Origin of the sequence: Gemmobacter caeruleus (assembly GCF_008271655.1) — a bacterium.
Lineage (GTDB): Bacteria > Pseudomonadota > Alphaproteobacteria > Rhodobacterales > Rhodobacteraceae > Gemmobacter > Gemmobacter caeruleus.
In genome coordinates this window covers 1-19,920 of sequence record NZ_VKKX01000008.1, presented here as the reverse complement: position 1 = coordinate 19,920, position 19,920 = coordinate 1, and the positions used below count along the sequence as shown (strand labels likewise).

20 protein-coding genes are annotated in these 19,920 nt (G+C 63.1%); 17 read left to right on the top strand and 3 right to left on the bottom strand.

The features are described from left to right. Positions 1-101 precede the first annotated feature (101 nt). The 6 genes from FOA17_RS02080 to FOA17_RS19840 all read left to right on the top strand — a co-directional run bounded on the left by FOA17_RS02080 (position 102) and on the right by FOA17_RS19840 (position 5,505). Complete coding sequence (locus tag FOA17_RS02080) at positions 102-1,280, top strand: helix-turn-helix domain-containing protein (protein WP_238991698.1); 1,179 nt, start codon at positions 102-104, stop codon at positions 1,278-1,280. A gap of 142 nt (positions 1,281-1,422) precedes the next feature. Next, a complete protein-coding gene (locus FOA17_RS02075) occupies positions 1,423-3,615 on the top strand; it encodes a ParB/RepB/Spo0J family partition protein (RefSeq protein ID WP_108437632.1) in 2,193 nt (730 codons plus the stop codon). Positions 3,616-3,714: 99 nt separating this feature from the next. Next, positions 3,715-4,185: a hypothetical protein gene (locus FOA17_RS02070; protein ID WP_108437631.1), complete on the top strand. Its 471-nt coding sequence runs from the start codon at positions 3,715-3,717 to the stop codon at positions 4,183-4,185. A gap of 106 nt (positions 4,186-4,291) precedes the next feature. Next, positions 4,292-4,552, top strand: a complete 261-nt coding sequence (locus tag FOA17_RS02065) for a type II toxin-antitoxin system ParD family antitoxin (protein WP_108437630.1) — start codon at positions 4,292-4,294, stop codon at positions 4,550-4,552. Beyond that, complete coding sequence (locus tag FOA17_RS02060) at positions 4,552-4,890, top strand: type II toxin-antitoxin system RelE/ParE family toxin (protein ID WP_108437629.1); 339 nt, start codon at positions 4,552-4,554, stop codon at positions 4,888-4,890. Before FOA17_RS02065 ends, FOA17_RS02060 begins: the two co-directional genes overlap by 1 nt. A gap of 450 nt (positions 4,891-5,340) precedes the next feature. Continuing rightward, entirely contained in the window at positions 5,341-5,505 is a 165-nt protein-coding gene (locus FOA17_RS19840; RefSeq protein WP_174213678.1) for a hypothetical protein, read from the top strand. Between the two features lie 273 nt (positions 5,506-5,778). Here FOA17_RS19840 and FOA17_RS02055 read toward each other — a convergent pair whose 3' ends face one another. Next, positions 5,779-6,099, bottom strand: a complete 321-nt coding sequence (locus tag FOA17_RS02055; protein WP_149139844.1) for an H-NS histone family protein — start codon at positions 6,097-6,099, stop codon at positions 5,779-5,781. A gap of 440 nt (positions 6,100-6,539) precedes the next feature. Between FOA17_RS02055 and FOA17_RS02050 the strand changes: the two genes are divergently transcribed. Further along, complete coding sequence (locus FOA17_RS02050; protein WP_108437625.1) at positions 6,540-6,944, top strand: single-stranded DNA-binding protein; 405 nt, start codon at positions 6,540-6,542, stop codon at positions 6,942-6,944. 206 nt (positions 6,945-7,150) lie between these two features. On the opposite strand, the gene FOA17_RS02045 is transcribed toward FOA17_RS02050, so the two are convergent. Beyond that, on the bottom strand, positions 7,151-8,161 hold the full coding sequence (locus FOA17_RS02045; RefSeq protein ID WP_149139843.1) for a substrate-binding domain-containing protein: 1,011 nt from the start codon (positions 8,159-8,161) through the stop codon (positions 7,151-7,153). After that, a complete protein-coding gene (locus FOA17_RS02040; RefSeq protein ID WP_203232254.1) occupies positions 8,158-9,528 on the bottom strand; it encodes an ROK family protein in 1,371 nt (456 codons plus the stop codon). Before FOA17_RS02040 ends, FOA17_RS02045 begins: the two co-directional genes overlap by 4 nt. A gap of 223 nt (positions 9,529-9,751) precedes the next feature. Here FOA17_RS02040 and FOA17_RS02035 point away from each other — a divergent pair, with 223 nt between their 5' ends. From FOA17_RS02035 to FOA17_RS01990, 10 genes are all read left to right on the top strand, one after another. Further along, the gene (locus FOA17_RS02035; RefSeq protein WP_149139842.1) at positions 9,752-10,573 is read left to right on the top strand and encodes a sugar phosphate isomerase/epimerase family protein; all 822 of its coding nucleotides are present in this window, start codon (positions 9,752-9,754) and stop codon (positions 10,571-10,573) included. Positions 10,574-10,631: 58 nt separating this feature from the next. Continuing rightward, entirely contained in the window at positions 10,632-11,750 is a 1,119-nt protein-coding gene (locus tag FOA17_RS02030; RefSeq protein WP_149139841.1) for a substrate-binding domain-containing protein, read from the top strand. A gap of 127 nt (positions 11,751-11,877) precedes the next feature. Then, complete coding sequence (locus FOA17_RS02025) at positions 11,878-13,044, top strand: levoglucosan dehydrogenase (RefSeq protein WP_149139840.1); 1,167 nt, start codon at positions 11,878-11,880, stop codon at positions 13,042-13,044. Then, complete coding sequence (locus FOA17_RS02020; RefSeq protein ID WP_149139839.1) at positions 13,041-14,612, top strand: sugar ABC transporter ATP-binding protein; 1,572 nt, start codon at positions 13,041-13,043, stop codon at positions 14,610-14,612. Before FOA17_RS02025 ends, FOA17_RS02020 begins: the two co-directional genes overlap by 4 nt. Then, a complete protein-coding gene (locus tag FOA17_RS02015) occupies positions 14,605-15,561 on the top strand; it encodes an ABC transporter permease (RefSeq protein ID WP_058099354.1) in 957 nt (318 codons plus the stop codon). Before FOA17_RS02020 ends, FOA17_RS02015 begins: the two co-directional genes overlap by 8 nt. Before the next feature lie 2 nt (positions 15,562-15,563). Further along, positions 15,564-15,863 (top strand): putative quinol monooxygenase, encoded by a 300-nt coding sequence (locus FOA17_RS02010; RefSeq protein WP_149139838.1) that lies wholly within the window; start codon positions 15,564-15,566, stop codon positions 15,861-15,863. Next, positions 15,860-16,924 carry a sugar phosphate isomerase/epimerase family protein gene (locus FOA17_RS02005; protein ID WP_149139837.1) on the top strand — a complete coding sequence of 355 codons (1,065 nt, stop codon included), beginning with the start codon at positions 15,860-15,862 and terminating at the stop codon, positions 16,922-16,924. The genes FOA17_RS02010 and FOA17_RS02005 overlap by 4 nt, the downstream gene beginning before the upstream one ends. After that, positions 16,921-18,033: a Gfo/Idh/MocA family protein gene (locus tag FOA17_RS02000; protein WP_149139836.1), complete on the top strand. Its 1,113-nt coding sequence runs from the start codon at positions 16,921-16,923 to the stop codon at positions 18,031-18,033. Before FOA17_RS02005 ends, FOA17_RS02000 begins: the two co-directional genes overlap by 4 nt. Before the next feature lie 161 nt (positions 18,034-18,194). Continuing rightward, entirely contained in the window at positions 18,195-19,394 is a 1,200-nt protein-coding gene (locus FOA17_RS01995; RefSeq protein WP_149139835.1) for a DUF932 domain-containing protein, read from the top strand. A gap of 122 nt (positions 19,395-19,516) precedes the next feature. Then, positions 19,517-19,909, top strand: coding sequence for a JAB domain-containing protein (locus FOA17_RS01990; RefSeq protein ID WP_149139834.1), 393 nt, complete (start codon positions 19,517-19,519; stop codon positions 19,907-19,909). The last annotated feature ends 11 nt before the right edge of the window (positions 19,910-19,920 follow it).

The window sequence follows — 19,920 nt, the reverse complement described above, 5'->3', positions numbered from 1 at the left end:
CCAGAGGGTCCCGATTTACTCGCAATCTATTGGTACCCAAAAAATCGAATCACTGCAACACCGATTTCGGTGACCGGTATCCTTTTGCTGTCTGAAAACAGATGGAACAAGAAGCAGTCACGACCATCGAGGTCGAGGCACACCTGAGTTGTGCGCCTTCAATCTTCGATTCTTTCGCCGGTATTGGCACGATCGAACACCAGCCACACTTCGTACCTGTAACGCGGCGCGCGCTTATGGCGGCGGTCAACACCACAGGTCGCGCACTGGGCCTGCGGCCGCCTTCAGTCGTTGTGCTTGACGCACTCTTGAGCTGCCTTCCCTGCAACGATCCGAAAACAGGGAATGACAGCCCAATCACGCCACTCACCCTGCTGACCGTGTTCGCTTGCAACGACACTTTATGTTTCCGCGCGAAAGGCATAACGGACAGGCAACTTCGGCGACACCTTGAGAAACTTGAAGCTGCGAACCTAATCCAACGGCGAGACAGCGCCAACGGCAAACGATTCCCAATTATGCGCAACGGTAAAGTCATCGGCGCGTTCGGCATCGACCTGTCGCCCCTGCTCGCACGGTCTGGCGAAATCCTTGCACTGTCTCAGAAACATCGTCAGGAAGCCGACGAACTTCGAGGCATGAAAGCCTACATCCAAAAACTGCGCGGTGAATGCCTCTCCCTATGCCTGCACGGCGAGACCCTAGAGTTCGTCGAAGCCGCCCGCAACTTTATGCGTCGAACCGGAGTCACTGTACTTCAGGCAAGCAGCGTCATCAGCAGACTCAAATGCATCCTGCAAAGTAAGGTAGTCACTCCAAGCGTACCGCATTTGGAAGAGTTGGCCACGGCCAACGATCTGCAACACGAACAACGCCAAGAACAAGCCCCGCCTTCTAACTCGAACAAACCGACCGCCTCAGACGGGCAAAATGTCCGGCACAAAGAGACTCAAAAATCATATACAAAAAAAACCTTCCCGCGCACGATGACAGAGCTATGGGCTTGCTTGACCGAAATCCCGGCCTTTTATCCAGACTACCCCACCACAGAACACGGCCTCCTACAGCTGCTATTTGAGTTTGGTAAGATGCTGAGAATAGACAGCGCTCTGTTGGGTAGGGCGGTGTCTGTGCTTGGCCTAGAAAAAGCGATTCAGGTGGCAGATCAAATGGCCTGCAAGATCGACCAGGTCAAAAGCCCAGACAACTACCTATCGAGAATCCTAGCCGGTTGCGCCAAGACAAGAGTTGGCCATGGCCAACTTTGCGTTGGTACATAAATCATCCAACTGAAACGCGCCGCCCTGCCGGTCTGTCGTTAGCACCTATATCCAGTACGAAAGTGAGAGAATGGTTGGTTTGAGGGTGGCGGGAAGTGAGATCGGGAGAGTGGCTCCCGGCGCCCGTCGTGGAGAAAACCTGATGGCCCAAGCTGCCCAGAAGATCACCCTGTCGTCCTCACGGGACATCCCCTTTGATAAGCTGGTGCTGAGCCAGTCCAACGTCCGGCGCATCAAGGCCGGTGTGTCGGTAGAAGAGTTGGCCGAGGACATCGCTCGCCGTGGGTTGTTGCAAGGCCTCAGCGTGCGGCCTGTATTAGATGCCGATGGCGTCGAGACCGGCAAGTTCGAGATCCCGGCTGGCGGTCGACGCTTTCAGGCGCTGTCGCTGCTGGTAAAGCAGAAGCGTTTGGCAAAGACGGCGCCTGTGCCTTGTGTGTTGCGTGATGTGACATCAGATATTCTGGCCGAGGACGATTCCCTGGCTGAAAACATGCAGCGCGTTGCGTTGCACCCGCTCGATCAGTTCCGCGCCTTTGTTGCTTTGCGCGATAAGGGTCAGGGTGAGGAGGCGATCGCGGCGGCCTTCTTTGTGACGCCGCAGATCGTGAAACAGCGGTTGAAACTCGCGTCCGTGGCCCCTGCCCTGCTCGAGGTCTACGCCGAGGATGGCATGACGCTGGAACAGCTGATTGCCTTCACGGTGAACCCCGATCACGCGCGTCAGGTGCAGGTCTGGGATGCGGTGAAGAACTCCTGGAACAAGGAGCCCTATTCCATCCGGCGCATGTTGACTGAGACCTCTGTGCGGGCCTCCGATCGGCGCGCAGTGTTTGTCGGTGTTGATGTCTATGATGCTGCGGGTGGCGTTGTCTTGCGTGATCTCTTCCAAGGCGATGATGGCGGCTGGTTGGAGGACCCTGCCCTGCTCGACCGTTTGGTCGCGGACAAGCTGCAAGCCGAGGCCCAGGCAATCGCCGCTGAGGGTTGGAAGTGGATCGAGGTGTCAACCGATCTGCCTTACGGCTACAGTCACGGTCTGCGGCGTCTTGTTGGCGATCCTTCACCGCTGAGCGCTGATGAAGCTGCAGAGCACGCCAAGCTGCTCGCCGAGTATCGCGCACTGGAAGAGGAATACTCTGGTCAGGACGAATACCCCGAAGAGATCGACGCCCGGCTCGGCGAGCTGGAAGCTGCCATGGAAGCCTTCGAGCGGCGCCCGCTGAATTTTGATGCGGCCGAGGTTGGTCGTGCCGGCGTATTCGTAACGCTGGATCGGGATGGCAACCTGGCTGCCCATCGCGGCTATGTCCGGCCGGAGGATGAGCCTCGCGAAGAGACCGTGGCCAACTTTGGCGATGAACTGGGTGCGGAAGGGCAGGGGGCCGATGATGGTGTCTCGGCTTATCAGCTTCCCTCTGGTTCGTCTGCGACCACCATCATCACTTCCGGGGGCCAGCCGATCAGTGCCGGTCTGCCAGACGATGAGGACGATGGCGCGTTGAAGCCTTTGCCGGAGCGCCTGGTGATGGAGCTGACCGCACATCGCACCCTCGCCTTGCGGGAGGCGATTGGGCGTTCGCCTGACGTTGCCCTGACCCTTCTGCTGATGAAGCTGGTCAATGACACCTTCCGCAGTTCCGGGGCTTCGGGCAGTTGCTTGGAGGCATCTGTGCGCCCCGTCTACATGTCAGCACAGGCCCCCGATCTGAAGGATAGTCCGGTGGCCAAGGCGGTGGACGATCGTCATGCTGCCTGGGAGGCCGATCTGCCGCTTGGCGACGATGCCGTGCTTTGGGACTATCTCTCGGCCCTCGATCAGGCCAGCCGTCTGTCTCTGCTGGCGCATTGCCTGAGCTTCGGGATTAATGCTCTGCATGAGAAGGTGAACCCCTATGGGGCGGGCATCTCGGCCAGTGGGTTGGTCCGCCGCATGGCGCAGTCTGAGATCGTGGCTGAAGCTGTCGATCTTGATATGGTAGCGGCAGGCTGGGAGCCGACACCGGACAATTACCTGAACCGTGTTCCCAAGGCGCGTATCCTTGAAGCTGTGCGTGAGGCGAAGGGGGAGGGCACCGCACAGCTGCTCGACCATCTGAAGAAGGGCGAGATGGCGACGGAAGCCGAGCGCTTGCTCAAGGGCAGCGGCTGGTTGCCGGAGGTTCTGCGGCGTAGTGATCTTGCCGCTCTGGACGGGGATGACGCAGCAGAAGGGCAGGGGGCTTTGAACGAAGAACCCTTGGGCGCTGCTGAAATTGACGCTGAGATCGACTTGCCCGCCTTCCTGATGGCCGATCTGCCTGTGGAAAGCACCGCGATGATGGCTGCGGAGTGATCTGAGCCCCCGAGGGCGGGGAAACTCGCCCTCAATAACTACGAAATACAACAATATCAATATGATGAGTGCGAAAGCTCGCATTCAGGATGAGGAATCATGTCTGCAACCACAATAATCGACACAGCGCCCTTGGGCGCGCTTATTCGTTACACCGACGGCAGTCCCAAACCGCCCGCACGCTTCACCAAGAAGCTGGCGGCATGGGAAAGGTCCAACGGTGTTGGCCGCCTGGTGAAGAAAGAACCGCCGCGGCCTTATCCAACCTGGACGGCTCCGGCGTCCTTCACGCTGCATGAGGGCAACTTCTCCTCAGAGGGGGTCATCCTTGTCACCATCATGCGCAGCCATTCGGCTGACAGTCGGCTGGTCTTCGAGGTGGCTGAGGAACCCAAAGCTGGACAAGTGCGTGTTCTTCTGGACTTTGGTGGCAACACCGAGCTGCTGCATCTGGCGGAATCCATTACCGCGGCCGAGCTCTGGATCGCGAGGGAGGGCTATCGCAATGCGAGGCTGCAGATCGTCGGCAATGAGCGCGATAGGGCAGGGGAGGCGGGTATCGCCGCCTGAGGGGATTAATTTCTGGCTCGGCCACTGCCGTCTTGCGGTTTGGCCGAGCCTCTCTCGACAGACAGGCGCCATTGGCATATATTGCCAATCAAACGGAGATCACTGCATGGCCACCCGCAACGTTGTGCTGACCGAACCCCAATCAAAGCTGATCGATGATTTGGTTGCCTCGGGCCGCTACCAGAACGCCTCCGAGGCGTTGCGGGCCGGTTTGCGCTTGCTGGAGCGCGAAGAGGCCGAGTTCCGTGACCTGCGCTCACGGCTAACACGTGGCGTGCTAGAGGCCCGAGAAGGCGCTTTCGCGCGCGGACCCGGTGAAGAAGCAATCCGGCGGGTCTTTGCAACGGCGCAAAAGTCCGCATCCTGATGCCAAAACCATGGGTGTTGACGCGGCAGGCAGAAGCCGCACTGAAAGATATTGCGGTCTGGACAGTCGAGACTTTTGGCAAGCGGCAGGCGGACGCTTATGCTGAAGACCTCATCGACAAGTGCCAGGCACTGGCAGACGGTGCCGCACCTTCCAAAGACTGCCGTCGACTGGTTGACCCGTCGCTGCCCGAAAACCTGCGCTATGCCCGGTCCGGGCAGCACTATGTGGTCTTTATCGCAGCGCCAGACCGGATGATCGTTGTCGACTTCCTGCATGTCAGGATGGACCTGCCTGCTCGGCTTGCCGCCCTGGGCGAAGGCGACAGCGGCGAATAGCCAACTCTCAATTTCAAAACGCACGGTAGAGGGCACAGAAGGCGGACATCGCCGCCCGAGCCTTCTCAGAGACCAAGGGGGCCCGCCGCACGCGGGCCTCTCATCCAGCACCAACCTTTCCCGTGCATCTGCGCGGGGCACCAAAGGCTCCATCCCCAGTAAGGCCTCGGTTAACTAAGAGCATGTCTGCAAGGCTGGCGGGGTGAGCATCAGCGGGACAATTCGGCTCCTTGTGTCAAAGTACCATCCCCCGCTTGCCAGTCCCTTCCTTGGCCCAAAGCCCGTCTTCGAGATCAAGCCACAAGGGCTCGGACTACGGGGCGAGCCCGTGCCGCCGGCCGGATTCGGGGCAAGCCCGAACGCACCCGGTGATGTCAGACCGTCCTTGGGCCTGCGGGTTCCTGTCAGCGCGGGGGATGGTCCCTCGCCTCCCAGCAGGAGCCAAAACAGATGTCCCGCAAAGATGCACACGCCTTCGCCGCCTCTCTCGCCGCCACGCTCATGGTTTCGATCGTGGTCTTTCAGGCAGGGGATGGAACCTTTGGTGCCGTCCCCGCCGATGAAATCGACGGCGATGAGGTTCAGGTGCTGGCTGAGATCGACCCGTGGGCGTAATGCCCACGCTCGTTAAGAAGGCCCGGGCTCGGCGCTATCGCGCCTCCGGGCCTTTCGCCTGTCTGCCCTCAAGAGCCTGACAGGCCCACTGCGCCGACGTCTTGTCGGCATTCCGAAATCCAAGGAAGGCGGTGGCAAGAAACTGAAGCAGATAGGGCAGGGGACTTTCTCATGTTGGGAGAACTGCGCTCTGTAAACATGACCGAGGCGACATGTTCACAAATGTGGATTTCTATAACACGAACGCCCCACTGCTGGGTCACGCATAGGCGGTCAGTTGACTGCCATGTCCTCGGGCGATTTGCCTGCTTCTAGGGCCGCGACAAACCACAGCGGCTTGCGCCCCCGGCCTGACCAGGTGAGGGCCGCGTTTTCTGGATGGCGGTATTTCGCGGCGGCGGGCGCACGGGTGGGTTTCACCTCGGTGCCAATCAGGTCGGCCAGGGAATAGCCCATCTCTTTGGCAATGATCTCGAGCTTGCTGCGGGCATCGCTTTTCTGCCTGTCCTCAAATGAGGAAATGGCCTTGGCCAGATCCTTCTGCAGGCTCTTGAGCTCTTTGAGCGACAGTGTCTCAACGTCGAATTCAGCCATGGGTGCCTCGTGTCCAAAATGATGCCCTTGGGATAGCCGTCACGGCGCGGGCTCGCAACTCCGATCGGGCTTAGGCGCGAATGGCAAGAAAGGGGCTCTGAGGTGATCCGCCGCTATGGGGATAAGGACTTCGGGCTTACCGTCTTATCAGGGCGAGGAAAGACATGTTCTGCAAGTGCCTCCGATCACTCCTGTCCCCGGTGCCATCCCTTCGACTGACAATCCCCTAAGCCTGTTCGGCCTCATGCGCGCAACCCCGCGTCAGTCTGGGCCGTGTTGGCTAGCGTTTCTTTGGAAACGCGGCACCTGCCCGCTCCACCCCGGACCTTTGGGGGTTTCCGTCTGGTCTGCTGGCCCAGCCGTGCACGCCTCACCCGACAGGCTTCTTTCGGGTCTTGTCGAAGGGACGGTCCCGGGGACAGGAAACACAGGAGCTTAACATGCAGAACATCGTCATCCTCGCCGGCAACATCGGTCAGAAGCCCGAAGTCCGCGCCACCCAGAGCGGCACCAAGATCACCAACTTCACCCTCGCCACCTCGCGCCCCCGCCTTTCGGAAGGTCGCGCGATCCGCGACGAAAACGGCTACCGGGTCATGGACACCGAATGGCACCGCATCACCTGCTTCAACGGTCTCGGCAAGACTGTCGCAGAGCACTGCGAAAAGGGCATGAAGGTCATGGTCCACGGCCGCATCCACTACACAAAGTGGACCGACGCAACCGGCGTTGACCGCTACGGCTGCGAGATCATCGCGGAGAAGGTCGACTTCCTCAGCCGCCCGAAAGCGACCGAGAATGAAAACCCCGAGCTGGTCGACCGCGACGACGAGATCCCGTTCTGAAAAGAACGGGGTCTCCCTAAGGCCCGGCGGGGCAACCCGCCGGGTTTCAGGCCCCGTTAGTACGCGGGTTGCCGGGGCAAAGGACAAGATCGACAGTTTCGGCCCAAAGCGGACGGTCGCGGCGATATGTCGATGGACAGTCGTAATGGAACTTTGGCGGATTCAAATCCGCCGGTGAGCCTGTCGCATCGCTTCCATGCCGGCCTTCATTTGCCGCGTGACAGGCCCAGCACGCGGAGCACTTCGCGCGGGGCCGGTTGCCGCCAGATCGTCTGGAAACTTTCGACCACGTTGTCCCGTGTGACGCCAATGCCGGGTAGGGCGATCCAGGCGGGAACGGGGCGGCCGAGAAGGCACAGGATCACGGTCTGCGCGGCTGCGATCCCTTGCAGGAAAGGTTGTTGGGCGGCGATGCAGCAGAAAGAGTCGCCTTGTGCGAGGGCGATGGCAGCGGCCTCTCCGAGGTCCACGGTTGCCACGGGCATCGTCGCGCCGCGTTCTGCAAGGCGGGTGGCTGCGGCAAGGGCTGGCGTATCCCACACGACGAATAGCCCGGCCAGATCGGGGTTCGCCGACAGAAGATCATCCGCGGCTGCGGCAGCGTCCTCGATCCGTGCGAAGCGGTGGATGCGCGGGATGATGTCGGGGCGGTTTACCAGAAGCCATTTGGTAAAGGCGATCTCGCGCTCGTTCGTGGCGAAGAAGTCGGCGGCGAAGCCGAGGACGCCGACCTTCGCACCGTCGGGAACATGCGCCGAAAGTCCCTTTGCCGCGATCTTGCCCAGACCGAAATTGTCCGACGACACCAGCGCCGTATAGTCCTTGCCCGGCAACAGGCCGGTCGGGGCGTTGTCGAGCAGGACCAGCTTTATCCCCGCCTCGGACACCCGGCGATGCGCGGCCGCAACCTGTTCGTTAGCCACGGGCAGCGAAATGATTGCGTCGGGGCTTTGAGAGATCAGCCGGTCAAGTTCGGACACCTGCATGTCGGGGGAAAAGGCGCAATCCACAACGTCGATCACCGCCGCGCCGCAATCGCCGAAGATGCCCATCATGCCGGCAAGTTGCTGCTTGGCCCAGTCGCTTTCCAAGGTGTGCAGGACCACAGCAACGCGCCATCCGGCGGCCTTAGCGGCGGTGCGGTCGTCGGGCAGCAGGATGACCCGTTCGGGCGGGGCGGCGCGTTCACCATGCGGGCCGAGGCCGGAAATCGTCATCTCGGAAGCTCCTGTCCGTTCCGCGCCCTTGGCGGCGGAGGGGGCGATGCGGTTTGCGAAAGCCGATCCTGCAGGGCGGTGAAGGCAGGATAGGAAAGGGGGCTGCCCTGCATCACCCATTCCTTCAGGAAGGCGGGCGCGAAGAGCTGTTCCGATGCCACGCGGGCCGCGCCGACCAAGCCAGCGGAACTTCCCATCTGCGACCGGATGATCCGCAGGTCGCGGGTGACGAATGGATGCGATGCGCCATAGACCGCCTCGCGCAGCGCGGCGAGGAGGATGTCGTTCGTCTGCACGATGGACCCCGACAGCACGATCAGTTCCGGGTTCAGCGCATTGGCCAGCGTCGCCACGACCTGCCCGATCAGGTGGCCCGACTCCGTCAGGATCGCGACCGAGGCGGGATCGCCGGTCTGTGCGGCTTGTGAGACTTCGATTGCCGTGATCTCGCCCCCGCGGCGCTGGATGTCGGCCAGCATGGGGCTGCGCCCGTCTTGTGCGGCGGCCAGACCTTCGCTCTGGATCATGTCCAATCCTGCGAGGGCATCGAGTGGGCCGCTCCGCCCGCCTGAGGTGACCGGAAGCGATCCGATCAGACCCGCTGCACCATGCGCACCACGGTAAAGCTGGCCGTCGCAGACGATGCCCGCCCCGATGCGGCGGCCGACCTTCAGGAAAAGCATACTGCGCGTGCCGATCCCCGCGCCTGCGTGCAGCTCGCCCATCGTCATCGTCTCGACGCTGGACCGCATCCAGACCGGCACGCCGAAATCGCGGGTCAGCGTCTCGACCAGCGGGAAGCCTTCCCAGGCGGGAAGGACAGGCGGCGTGGCGGTCAGGAAGTCACCCTCCGTTGCGCCCTGAACGGCACCGGGGACGGAGAGGGAGATACCCCATATGCTGCCCTGCGGTGCATGACGCTCCATCGACCAGCGGAAGAGTGCTGTCAGACGCTCGGCCAGTTCTGCGGGCGGGGCGGTCAGGTCGGCGGCTTCGTGATGTTCGGTCAGAAGCTTGCCCGACAGGTCGGCCACACCCACCCCGATCGCGGTCTGGTCGAGCGTGGCAAGAAGGATCGCGGCGCGGCGCGCGGCAAAGCGCACCAGACGCGGGGCGCGGCCCCCCGTGGCGGTGCCCAGTTCGCTTTCGTCCACCAGTCCCAGATCGCCCAGCATCGTCAGGCGATCCGCCACCACGGCGCGGCCGAATTCGCTTTGGCGTTCCAGTTCCTGCCGCGTGTTTGCGGCACCCGTGCGGACGAGGTTCAGGAGTTCGACCAGCGATGGCGCAGCGGTTTCCACCGTGCGCGGCCGTCCCTTGCCACGGGGGCGGGACGATTCGGTCAGGACCTGGGCGGTCAGGGGCAAAATCGCGTCCTTGCAGGGTTTCAGCAGGGATAAAGGGCGGCCTTCTGCCGTTCAAGAAAAAACTTATGCTGTAAAAATGCAGAAGTAGTCTGACATAAGCAGATTTATTATTGACCAAAGCGGAATTGAGGCCTAACAAAAGTGCCACGGTCAGAGGAGGCCGGCAGGAAAGCAGGCAAGGCGGGCCATCCCGCACCGCCTGCGGCACGGGGAGGGGATACCAATGACAGCGTGGAAGCTGGCCTATCACGCCAATTGCTGGGGGGGTCTCGGGGGCGATGCCGTGGGCGTCACCTCGATCACGCAACTGGCCTACCGCACCTTCGGCGATATGGACCGCGCCTGCGCCGACATCGCTGCCGCTGGTTATGCCGGGGTGGAGCTGTTCGACGGCAACCTGCTGGACTACAGCGCCGCCGAGATGCGCAAGCTTCTGGCCGACAACGGGCTGGAACTGGTCGCCACCTATGCGGGCGGGAACTTCATCTTCGACGACATTCTGCCCGAGGAACTGGCCCGCGTGACGCGCGCCGCCGACCGTGCCGCCGAACTGGGCGCGCCGCATCTGGTGGTGGGCGGCGGGGCCAAGCGTTTCGACGGCACGCGCGAGTCGGATTATCACAAGCTGGGCGCAGCCCTCGACCGCGTGAAGGCGCTGGCCGAGGCGCGGGGGCTGCGGGCGCATTACCACCCGCATCTGTCCACCATCGTCGAAGGCCCTGCCGAAGTGGCCAAGATCTTCGATCTGACCGCCATCGATTTCTGCCCCGACACGGCGCATCTGGCCGCAGCCGGTGGTGATCCGGCGCAACTGATCCGCGACCACGCGAAGCGGATTTCCTACATTCATCTCAAGGGCTTCCAGCGTGAACCCTTTGCCTTCACCCCGCTTGACCGCGGCGATGTGCCGACGGGGCCGATCCTGCAGGCGATGCGGGATGTGGGCTTTGCGGGCTGGGTCTGCACCGAACTCGACTCCTGGCTCGACCCCGCCGAAGGGGCGCGGCTGAGCATGGACTACCTGAACCGGGCAATCGCGGGCTGAACGCCCTGCCCACCACACGGGGGCAACCCCGACACTTCTCTGGGAGGAAGAAGTTATGATGACCAGACGCAGCCTCATGGGCTCGGCGACCGCGCTTGCGCTTTTGATGGGGATCGCCGCCCCGGCCTTTGCGGATCCGGACGCGGCGCTTGCCAAGTTGCAGGAAACCGTCCTGTCCAAGGGGCCGAGCGGTGAAGACCCCTCGCCGGCCTCGGATGTCGTGCTCAGCGATGAAGAGCTGGCCAAGATCAAGGAGATGGGCGCCACCGCTGCCATCGTGATGCATTACGGCGGCAACGATTGGAGCCAGGCGCAGATCAACGGCCTGCAGACCCAGTTCGCCGCCATGGGGATCGAAGTGATTGCCGTGACCGATGCGGGCTTCAAGCCCGAAAAGCAGGTCAGCGACCTTGAAACCATCATGGCGCAGTCGCCCGACATCATCGTGTCGATCCCGACCGACCCCACCGCCACCGCCGCCGCCTACCGCGCCGCGCATGAGGCCGGGGCCAAGCTCGTGTTCATGGACAACGTCCCGACGGGCTTCGTTCCGGGGACCGACTATGTCTCGATCGTGTCGGCGGACAATTACGGCAATGGCGTCGCCGCAGCCCATCTGATGGCCAAGGCGCTTGGCCCTGACGGGGGCGAAATCGGGCTGGTGTTCCACGCCGCCGACTTCTTCGTAACAAAGCAGCGCTATGATGGGTTCAAGACGACGATCGCCAGCGACTACCCGAACATCAAGATCGTCGATGAACAGGGGATCGGCGGGCCGGACTTCTCGGGCGATGCGGAAAAGGCGGCTGGCGCGATGCTGACCGCGAACCCGAACATCAAGGGCATCTGGGCGGTCTGGGACGTTCCGGCCGAAGGCGTGATGGCCGCCGCCCGCGCCAATGGCCGCGATGATCTGATCATCACCACCGTCGACCTTGGCGAAAACGTCGCCATCAGCATGGCGCAGGGCGGCTTCATCAAGGGCCTTGGCGCGCAGCGTCCCTATGACGCCGGTGTGGTCGAGGCGAAGCTGGCCGGTTACGCCCTTCTGGGCAAGGACGCGCCAGACTTTGTGGCGCTGCCTGCTCTGCCGGTCAGCCAAGAGAACCTGTTGGACGCGTGGAAGCAGGTCTATTCGACCGAAGCGACCGAAAACGTGAAAGCCTCGATGCAGTAAGCGATGCCGCGCGGGGTGCCCTATCACCCCGCGCGCCTGCCGGGCCTTTGCCGGGGGAATTGCTCCCTGCCAGTGAAGGTCCGGCCCTTTCTCAACAACCCGTCCCGCACAGCACCGGAGACTGACGATGACCAAAGTGATGAACGTTGCCATGATCGGCGGCGGGTTCATGGGCAAGGCGCACGCCATGGCCTATGCCTCGATGCCCATGTTCTTCTGGCCCGCCCCGGCAATCCCGCACCGCAAGGTCGTCGTCGATGTCACCGACGGGGCGGCCGAGGAAGCCCGTCGCCGTTTCGGGTTCGACGAGGCGTCGAGCGACTGGCGCGCCGTCGTCGCGCGGCCCGATATCGACGTGGTCGACATCTGCACGCCGAACAATGTCCATGCCGAGATTGCCATTGCGGCGGCCAAGGCGGGCAAGCACATCATCTGCGAAAAGCCCCTCGCCCGCACCGTGGAAGAGGCCCGCGCGATGACCGAAGCCGCGAAGGCCGCAGGCATCATCCACATGGTGGCCTTCAACTACCGCCGCACGCCCGCCGTGGCGCTGGCCAAGAAATATATCGAGGAAGGCCGCATCGGCCGCATCCTGAACTTCCGCGGCACCTACCTTCAGGACTGGTCGGCGGATGAGAACGGGCCGCTGTCCTGGCGCTTTCAGAAGAAGATCGCGGGGTCGGGCACGGTGGGGGATATCGGGACCCATGTGGTGGACCTTGCGCATTACCTCGTCGGTCCCATTGCCGAGGTGATCGCCATGACCAAGACCTATGTCACGACGCGCCCCATCCAGCAGGGCGGGGTGGACAAGCTGGGTGCGTCGGAGAAATCCGCTGATGCCGAACGTGCTCCGGTGGATGTGGATGACGAGGTGGTGTCGATGCTGCGCTTCGGCAACGGGGCCATCGGCAGCCTGGAGGCCACGCGCAACGCATGGGGTCGGAACAACTTCATCACGCTGGAAATCCACGGGACGAAGGGGTCGATCCACTTCAACTACGAACGCCGTGACGAGTTGCAGGTGATGTTCGCCGACGACCCCGCCGATGCACGCGGCTTCCGCACGGTCTACACTGGTCCAGCCCATCCCTATGGCGGCGGTCTGTGGCCGATCCCCGGTCTGGGCATCGGCTATTCGGAAACGAAGATCGTCGAATGCTTCGACCTGTTCAGCGCGATTGCCAGCGGCAAGCAGCCCAGCCCGAATTTCGAGGACGGTCTGCTGACGGAACTGGTGGCCGATGCCCTGCTGCGGTCGGGTGAAACCGGCAAGTGGGAGCGGGTGGAATGACCGCCCCCGCCCCGGTTGCCGTGCGGATGACGGGGATTTCCAAATCCTTCGGCGGCATTCGCGCGCTGGATGGTGTGGATTTCGAGGTGTTTGCCGGTGAAGTCCACGCCCTGCTTGGCGGCAACGGGGCGGGGAAATCCACCATCCTCAAGGTTCTGAACGGTGTTCACGTGCCGGAGGAGGGCGAGATCGAGGTTGGTGGCCAGAAACTGGCCGCCCACTCGCCCGAAGCGGCGCGGGCGGCGGGGATCGCCATGAACTTTCAGGAAATGTCGCTGATCCCCACGCTGACTGTGGCGCAGAACATCTTCCTGACCCGCGAAGCCCGCGATGCGCGCGGGATGATCGACGATGCCGATTCCGTCCGGCGGGCGCAGGCGATTTTCGACATGTTGCAGGTCGAGGTCGATCCCACTGCGCTGGTGGGCGATCTGGGGGCGGGTCAAAAGCAGCTGACCGAGATTGCGAAGGCGATCAGTCAGGATGCCCGCGTCCTGATCCTCGACGAACCCTCGACCGCACTTTCGGTGTCGGATGTTGAACGACTCTTCGTCTTCCTGCGGCAACTCAAGGCCAAGGGCGTGGCGATCATCTATGTCAGCCACCGCATGGACGAAATCGCCCGCATCTCGGACCGCGCCACGATCCTGCGGGATGGCCGCCATGTCATCACCGCGCCGCTGGCCGATCTGCCCATCGACGTGATGATCGAACATATCGTCGGCAAGAAATCCAAGGGGCTGGCCGATGTGGCGCGGGGTGACGTGTCGCGGGGCGAGGTTCTGCTGGACCTTGCGCAGGTGACCGGCCCGCACAAACCGGAAAACGTCAGCTTCGCGCTGCATCGGGGCGAGGTGCTGGGACTTGCGGGACTGCTCGGCTCCGGTCGGTCCGCCCTGGCGCGCGTGATTGCAGGTATCGAACCTGCCGTTTCGGGCGAGATCCACATCAAGGGCGCGAAAGTGGCGATCCGCCGCCCCGCCGATGCCGTGGCCCATGGCATCGCCCTGGTGCCGGAGGCGCGGGCGACGCAGGGCATCATCCCGGCCCATAGCGTAGCCGACAATATGGTGATGTCGGTGATCGGGCGCATCGCGCCGAAGGGGTTCGTGGACCGTGCCCGCGTGCGGGACATCGCCGAGGACATGATCGCCCGACTGTCGATCAAGACGGCAAGCCGCGACCATGCGGTGTCCGCGCTGTCGGGCGGCAACCAGCAGAAGGTGGTGATCGGCAAGTGGCTGGCGACGGAGCCGGAAATCCTGATCCTCGATGAACCGACGGCAGGAATCGATATCGGGTCCAAGGCCGAAATCATCCGGCTGGTGCGCGACCTCGCGCAGTCTGGCAAGGCCGTCATCGTCATCTCTTCGGAACTGTCGGAACTGCTGACGGCCTGCGACCGCATCCTCGTGATGGCGGATGGCCGCGCGCATCAGATGCTGGACCGCGCCGATCTGGACGATCCGGAGGAGCGCGACCCCGAACATGCCCTGCAAGCGGCCGAGCGCCGCCTTCAGGTGGAAATCCAGAAAGCCCTGACCGTAAAGGAGGCCAGCCATGGCTAAGGCAGCAACCGCCCCCGCCGGGGCATTCTTCGCCAATTGGCGGCAGAACATCATCTATATCGGCTTCGTGGTGATCTTTGTCGTCTTTGCGCTGACGCTGAACGACAAGGGGTTCCTGAACCCGAACAACCTGCTGAACATCGTGCGGCAGACCGCGATGATCGCGGTGATGGCGGTGGCCATGACCTTCGTGCTGTCGGCCGGCGAGATCGATCTGTCGGTGGGCGCGGTGGCGGGGCTGACCACGGTGACGGTTGCCATGGCGATTGCCGTCGCCGGGCCTGTTGGCGGTGTCCTTGCCGGGTTGGCGACAGGGCTGGCCGTGGGCGTGTTCAACGGCTGGCTCACGACGCGGATCGGCATTCCGTCCTTCCTGACGACCCTTGCCATGATGGGCATCGCCAAGGGCGTGGCCATGTGGATTTCCGACACGGCGGCGGTGCCGATCCTGTCCCCCGGTTATTCCTGGATCTTCGGGGGCGGCTCGGTCGGCCCTATCCCGGTCCTGATGTTCTGGATGGCGGTAATCGCGGGCGTCGGTCATGTCGCGCTGCGCCGGTCCGGCTTTGGCCGCAAGGTTCTGGCGACGGGCGGGGGCGAAATGGCCGCACGCTACTCCGGCATCGACACGCGCAGCATCAAGTTCAAGGTGCTGGTCCTGTCCTCTTGCGCTGCCGCTCTGGCCGGGATGCTTTACGCTGGCCGTCTGCAATCGGGCCGCTTCCAGCTTGGCGAAGGGGATGAGTTGTCGGTCATCGCCGCGGCCGTCCTTGGCGGGACGAGCCTGTTCGGCGGCAAGGGGACGGTCATCGGCACCATCGTCGGCGCGTTGATGATCGGGATGATCAACAACGGGCTGATCCTGATGGGGCTGGAGTTCAGCCAGCAGCTGATCGCCAAGGGCGCGATCATCATCCTTGCCGTTGCCTTGAGCCAGAAGCGGGGCTGACCATGTATACGATCATCGGAACCCTCACCGCCCGCACGGAAACGCGCGAGGAACTGGCATCGCTGCTGATGGCGCTAGTGGCGCCGACGCGGGCCGAGGCGGGTTGCATCAACTACGACTTCCACGTCGATGCTGCCGATCCTTGCGTCTTTGTCTTCTACGAGAACTGGACCGACCGCGCGGCGCTGGACGCGCATCTGGCGATGCCGCATCTGCAACCGCTGGTTTCGCAGCTTGACCGTCTGCTGGCCTGTCCGGTGGAGATCCGGCCCCTGACCATGCTGTCGGAGAGGGCGGCATGACGGGCAGTGCGATCAAGGGTCCGGGCATCTTTCTGGCGCAATTCGCGGGGAATGATGCACCCTTCGACAGCCTGCCCGCGATCACGGCCTGGGCGGCAGGGCTGGGCTACAAAGGCGTGCAGATCCCGTCCTGGGATCGGCGGTTGTTCGATCTGGACCTCTGCGCCGAAAGTCAGACCTATGCTGACGAGGTGGTGGGCATTTGCGCCGAAGCGGGCATCGCCATCACGGAACTGTCCACGCACTTGCAAGGACAGTTGGTCGCGGTGAATCCCGCCTATGACGCGGCCTTCGATGCCTTCGCGCCGGAAACGGTGCGGCGCAATCCCGGCGCACGGCAGGCATGGGCGGTCGATCAGGTGACCAAGGCCGCAACGGCGGCGCGGCGTCTGGGGCTTTCGGGAACGGTCAGCTTCACCGGATCGCTGGCCTTCCCCTATCTCTATCCTTGGCCGCAGCGCCCCGCCGGACTGGTCGAGACGGCATTCGCCGAACTTGCCCGCCGCTGGACCCCCATCCTTGATGCCTATGACGATGCGGGTGTCGATATTGGCTTCGAACTGCACCCCGGAGAGGATGTGTTCGACGGCGCAAGCTGGGAGAGGTTCCTGTCCGCCGTGGCGGAACACCCCCGCGCGAGGATCAACTACGACCCGTCGCACTTCCTGTTACAGGCGATGGATTATCTGGCCTTCATCGACATCTATCACGACCGTATCTCGGCGTTCCACGTCAAAGACGCCGAGTTCCGCCCCGATGGTCGGCAGGGCGTCTATTCCGGCTATTCGCCTTGGGCGGAACGGGCGGGGCGTTTCCGCAGCCTTGGCGACGGGCAGGTGGATTTCGCGGCCGTCTTCACGCGGCTGACCCAGCACGGCTATCGCGGCTGGGCGGTGATGGAATGGGAGTGCTTCCTGAAATCCCCGGCGCAGGGTGCCGCCGAGGGTGCGCTCTTTATCGCCCGTCATCTGATCGAGGTGACGGGGCAGGCCTTCGACGATTTCGCAGGCGGGAGGGCCGATCAGGCGGTGCTGGACGCGATGCTGGGGATCCGGTCATGACACTGAAACTGGGCATGGTCGGCGGAGGACAAGGGGCCTTCATCGGCGGGGTCCACCGCATGGCCGCAAGGCTGGATGGGCGGTGGGAGTTGGTTGCGGGGGCGTTGTCCTCCGACCCGGCACGGGCCGCGGCTTCGGCGGCGGATCTCGGCATTGCGCCCGACCGCAGCTATTCCGATTTCGCGCAGATGGCTTTGGCCGAGGCAGCCCGTCCTGACGGGATCGCTGCGGTGGCGATCGTCACGCCGAACCACCTTCATGCCAAGGTGGCGACGGCCTTCCTGCGGGCAGGCATTGCAGTGATCTGCGACAAGCCGATGACCGCGACGCTTCCCGAGGCCGAGGAACTGGCTGCCCTGGCAGCCGAAACATCCGTGCCCTTCGTGCTGACCCAGACCTATACAGGCTATCCGATGGTGCGCGAGGCGCGCCGGATGATCGCCGAAGGGGCAATCGGGGCGGTGCGTCACGTGCAGGTGGAATACTTGCAGGACTGGCTGGCCGGACCCGTGGAACAGAGCGGGCAGAAACAGGCCGTCTGGCGCACCGATCCCGGCTTGTCGGGCGAGGGCGGCTGCATCGCGGATATCGGAACGCATGCCGTAAATCTCGCCACATTTGTTTCGGGGCTTGGAGTTCAGGCCGTTCTTGCCGACCTCACCGCCTTCGAGCCGGGACGGCGACTGGATGACAACGCGGCAGTCCTCTTGCGTTTCGACGGCGGCGCGAAGGGGATGATCTGGGCAAGCCAGATCACCTCTGGCACCAAGAACGCGCTGCGGTTCCGCATCGCCGGCGAAAGGGGGGGGCTGGCATGGGATCAGGAAGACCCCGATCTGCTCGAATTCACCCCGCTTGGCGACACGACCCGCCTGCTGCGCCGCGGTGACGGCTTGACCCAAACGCCAAGCCGCATACCGTCCGGCCATCCCGAGGGCTATCTGGAGGCGTTCGCAACTCTATACGCAGATGCGGCGGATCTGATCGAAGGTAAGGGCTTGGCGTCGACGCGAGCGCTGGCTACCGCCGAGGACGGACTTGCAGGAATGCGTTTCATCCGCGCGTGTGTCCGTTCGAATGAGGCGGGTGGAACGTGGACGGCGGCCTAACATTCTGGGGCGGTAGGCACATCTGAAAGATGTTCTCACCGCTCACCCGACCGTCCGCTTTCCGCCCATCGCGACTCGTAGAGTGAGAGGAGTGCAGGTTTCCCGTTGACGGGTTGAGGGCTGGGAGAGTGGCTCCTGGCGCCCGTCGCAGGAGATAGCCGATGGGCGTTGTGGAAGTTCTGGATCCGGTCGCACCGGTACGGTCTGGTGGCTGGAAAGTGGATGTGAGCCGGGGGGAGCGGAACGGGCGGGTGTCGTCCGAATGGTTCAACCGCCCCGATGACGAGCGGTATCTTTCCCTCGATGATCTTTGGGCCAATGTGAAGGGTCGCTCCGAGCGCAGCCGCAGCCGCGTGGTGCAGACGGCGGACATTCGCGTCGAGGCGGCGCGCGACAGCGCCGACCGGCTGCACCTCGTTCTGCCGAAAGCGCATGAACCGGTGGCGCCCACGCATTGGGCCTTTGGCCAGCTTGCCAGCATCGTCGGTGCCCCGGCGTCTTACTTGCGCCAGCTGCCCGCGCCGCTGGCGGGGATCAACCTGCAATACGGTCTGACCAACCACCGCGCCGAGCAGGTGAAGACTTTTGAGACCGAGGACGGCCGCACGGAGCTGCGCGCGGTCACCGGTCCGGATTATGGCCGCATCCATGACCATGAGCTGGTCGAGGCGGTGCAGCGCATCGCGGGCAATGGCACGGGCGACACGCGCTGGAAGGTGCCAGGCGTGCTGGACTGGTCGACCGGGGTCTACAACCCCGATGTCGAGATCAGCCGCGACACGACCACGCTCTATGCCTCTGACCGCGATGTCTTTCTGTTCCTGGTGGATGATCACAACCCGATCGAGGCGGGCCGCCTGCCGGACGGCTCCCCTGATCTCTATTTCCGGGGCTTTTATTGCTGGAACTCCGAGGTGGGGGCGAAAACCCTCGGCATGGCGAGCTTCTACCTGCGGGCGGTGTGCCAGAACCGCAACCTTTGGGGTGTCGAGGATTTCCAGGAGATCACAATCCGCCACTCGAAATACGCCGCCTCGCGCTTCGCCCATGAGGCAGCTCCGGCGCTTACGCGCTTCGCCAATTCCTCGCCGCAGGGCTTCGTGAACGGGATCAAGGCTGCGCGGCAGCAGATCGTCGCACGGACGGACGAGGACCGGGATGACTTTCTGCGCAAACGCGGCTTCTCCAAGGCTGAGTCTGGCAAGATCATTGAGAAGGTGCTGATGGAAGAGGGTCGTCCGCCCGAAAGCATCTTCGACTTCGTGCAGGGCATCACGCGGCTTGCGCGCGATAAGACCCAGCAAGATGCCCGCCTCGACATGGAGGGCCGCGCCAAGAAGCTTCTCGACCGGGTCGGCTGAGGCCGCGCGTCATCCGCTTGACCGCCCAAGCCCGTTGGGCGGTCAGCTTTTCATAATTGCGCCGACGGCTCGCCCTTCGACAGGGCAGTGGCGTCGGCGTTTTCATTTTTCGGAGACTCACCGTGACCCCGCAAGAAGAAACCGTCATCCTCGAGGCCCGCGAAATCCTCGGGCGCTATCTGAACCAGAACCCGGTCCTTGGCAGCTGGCAGGCTGTTCGCGACTATTGTGCGCTGACGGTACGCGGCGAGGTGGAGCGCTTCCACGTACTCTACCTCGACCGACGCAATCGCGTCATCTCGGACGAGCAGCTTGCGGTCGGAACTGTGGACCATGTCCCAGTCTATCCCCGCGAGATCATCAAGCGGGCGCTGATGTTGAACGCAAGCGCCCTGATCGTGGTCCATTATGTGGCGCGCCACATAATGGATCTTTTGTGCCCCGTTTTCTTATGTGTCCTACCGTCAAAATGGGTTGGTCTTTCAATGGCTTGTGGACCGAAGTCGGACACATAACGGTGCATATC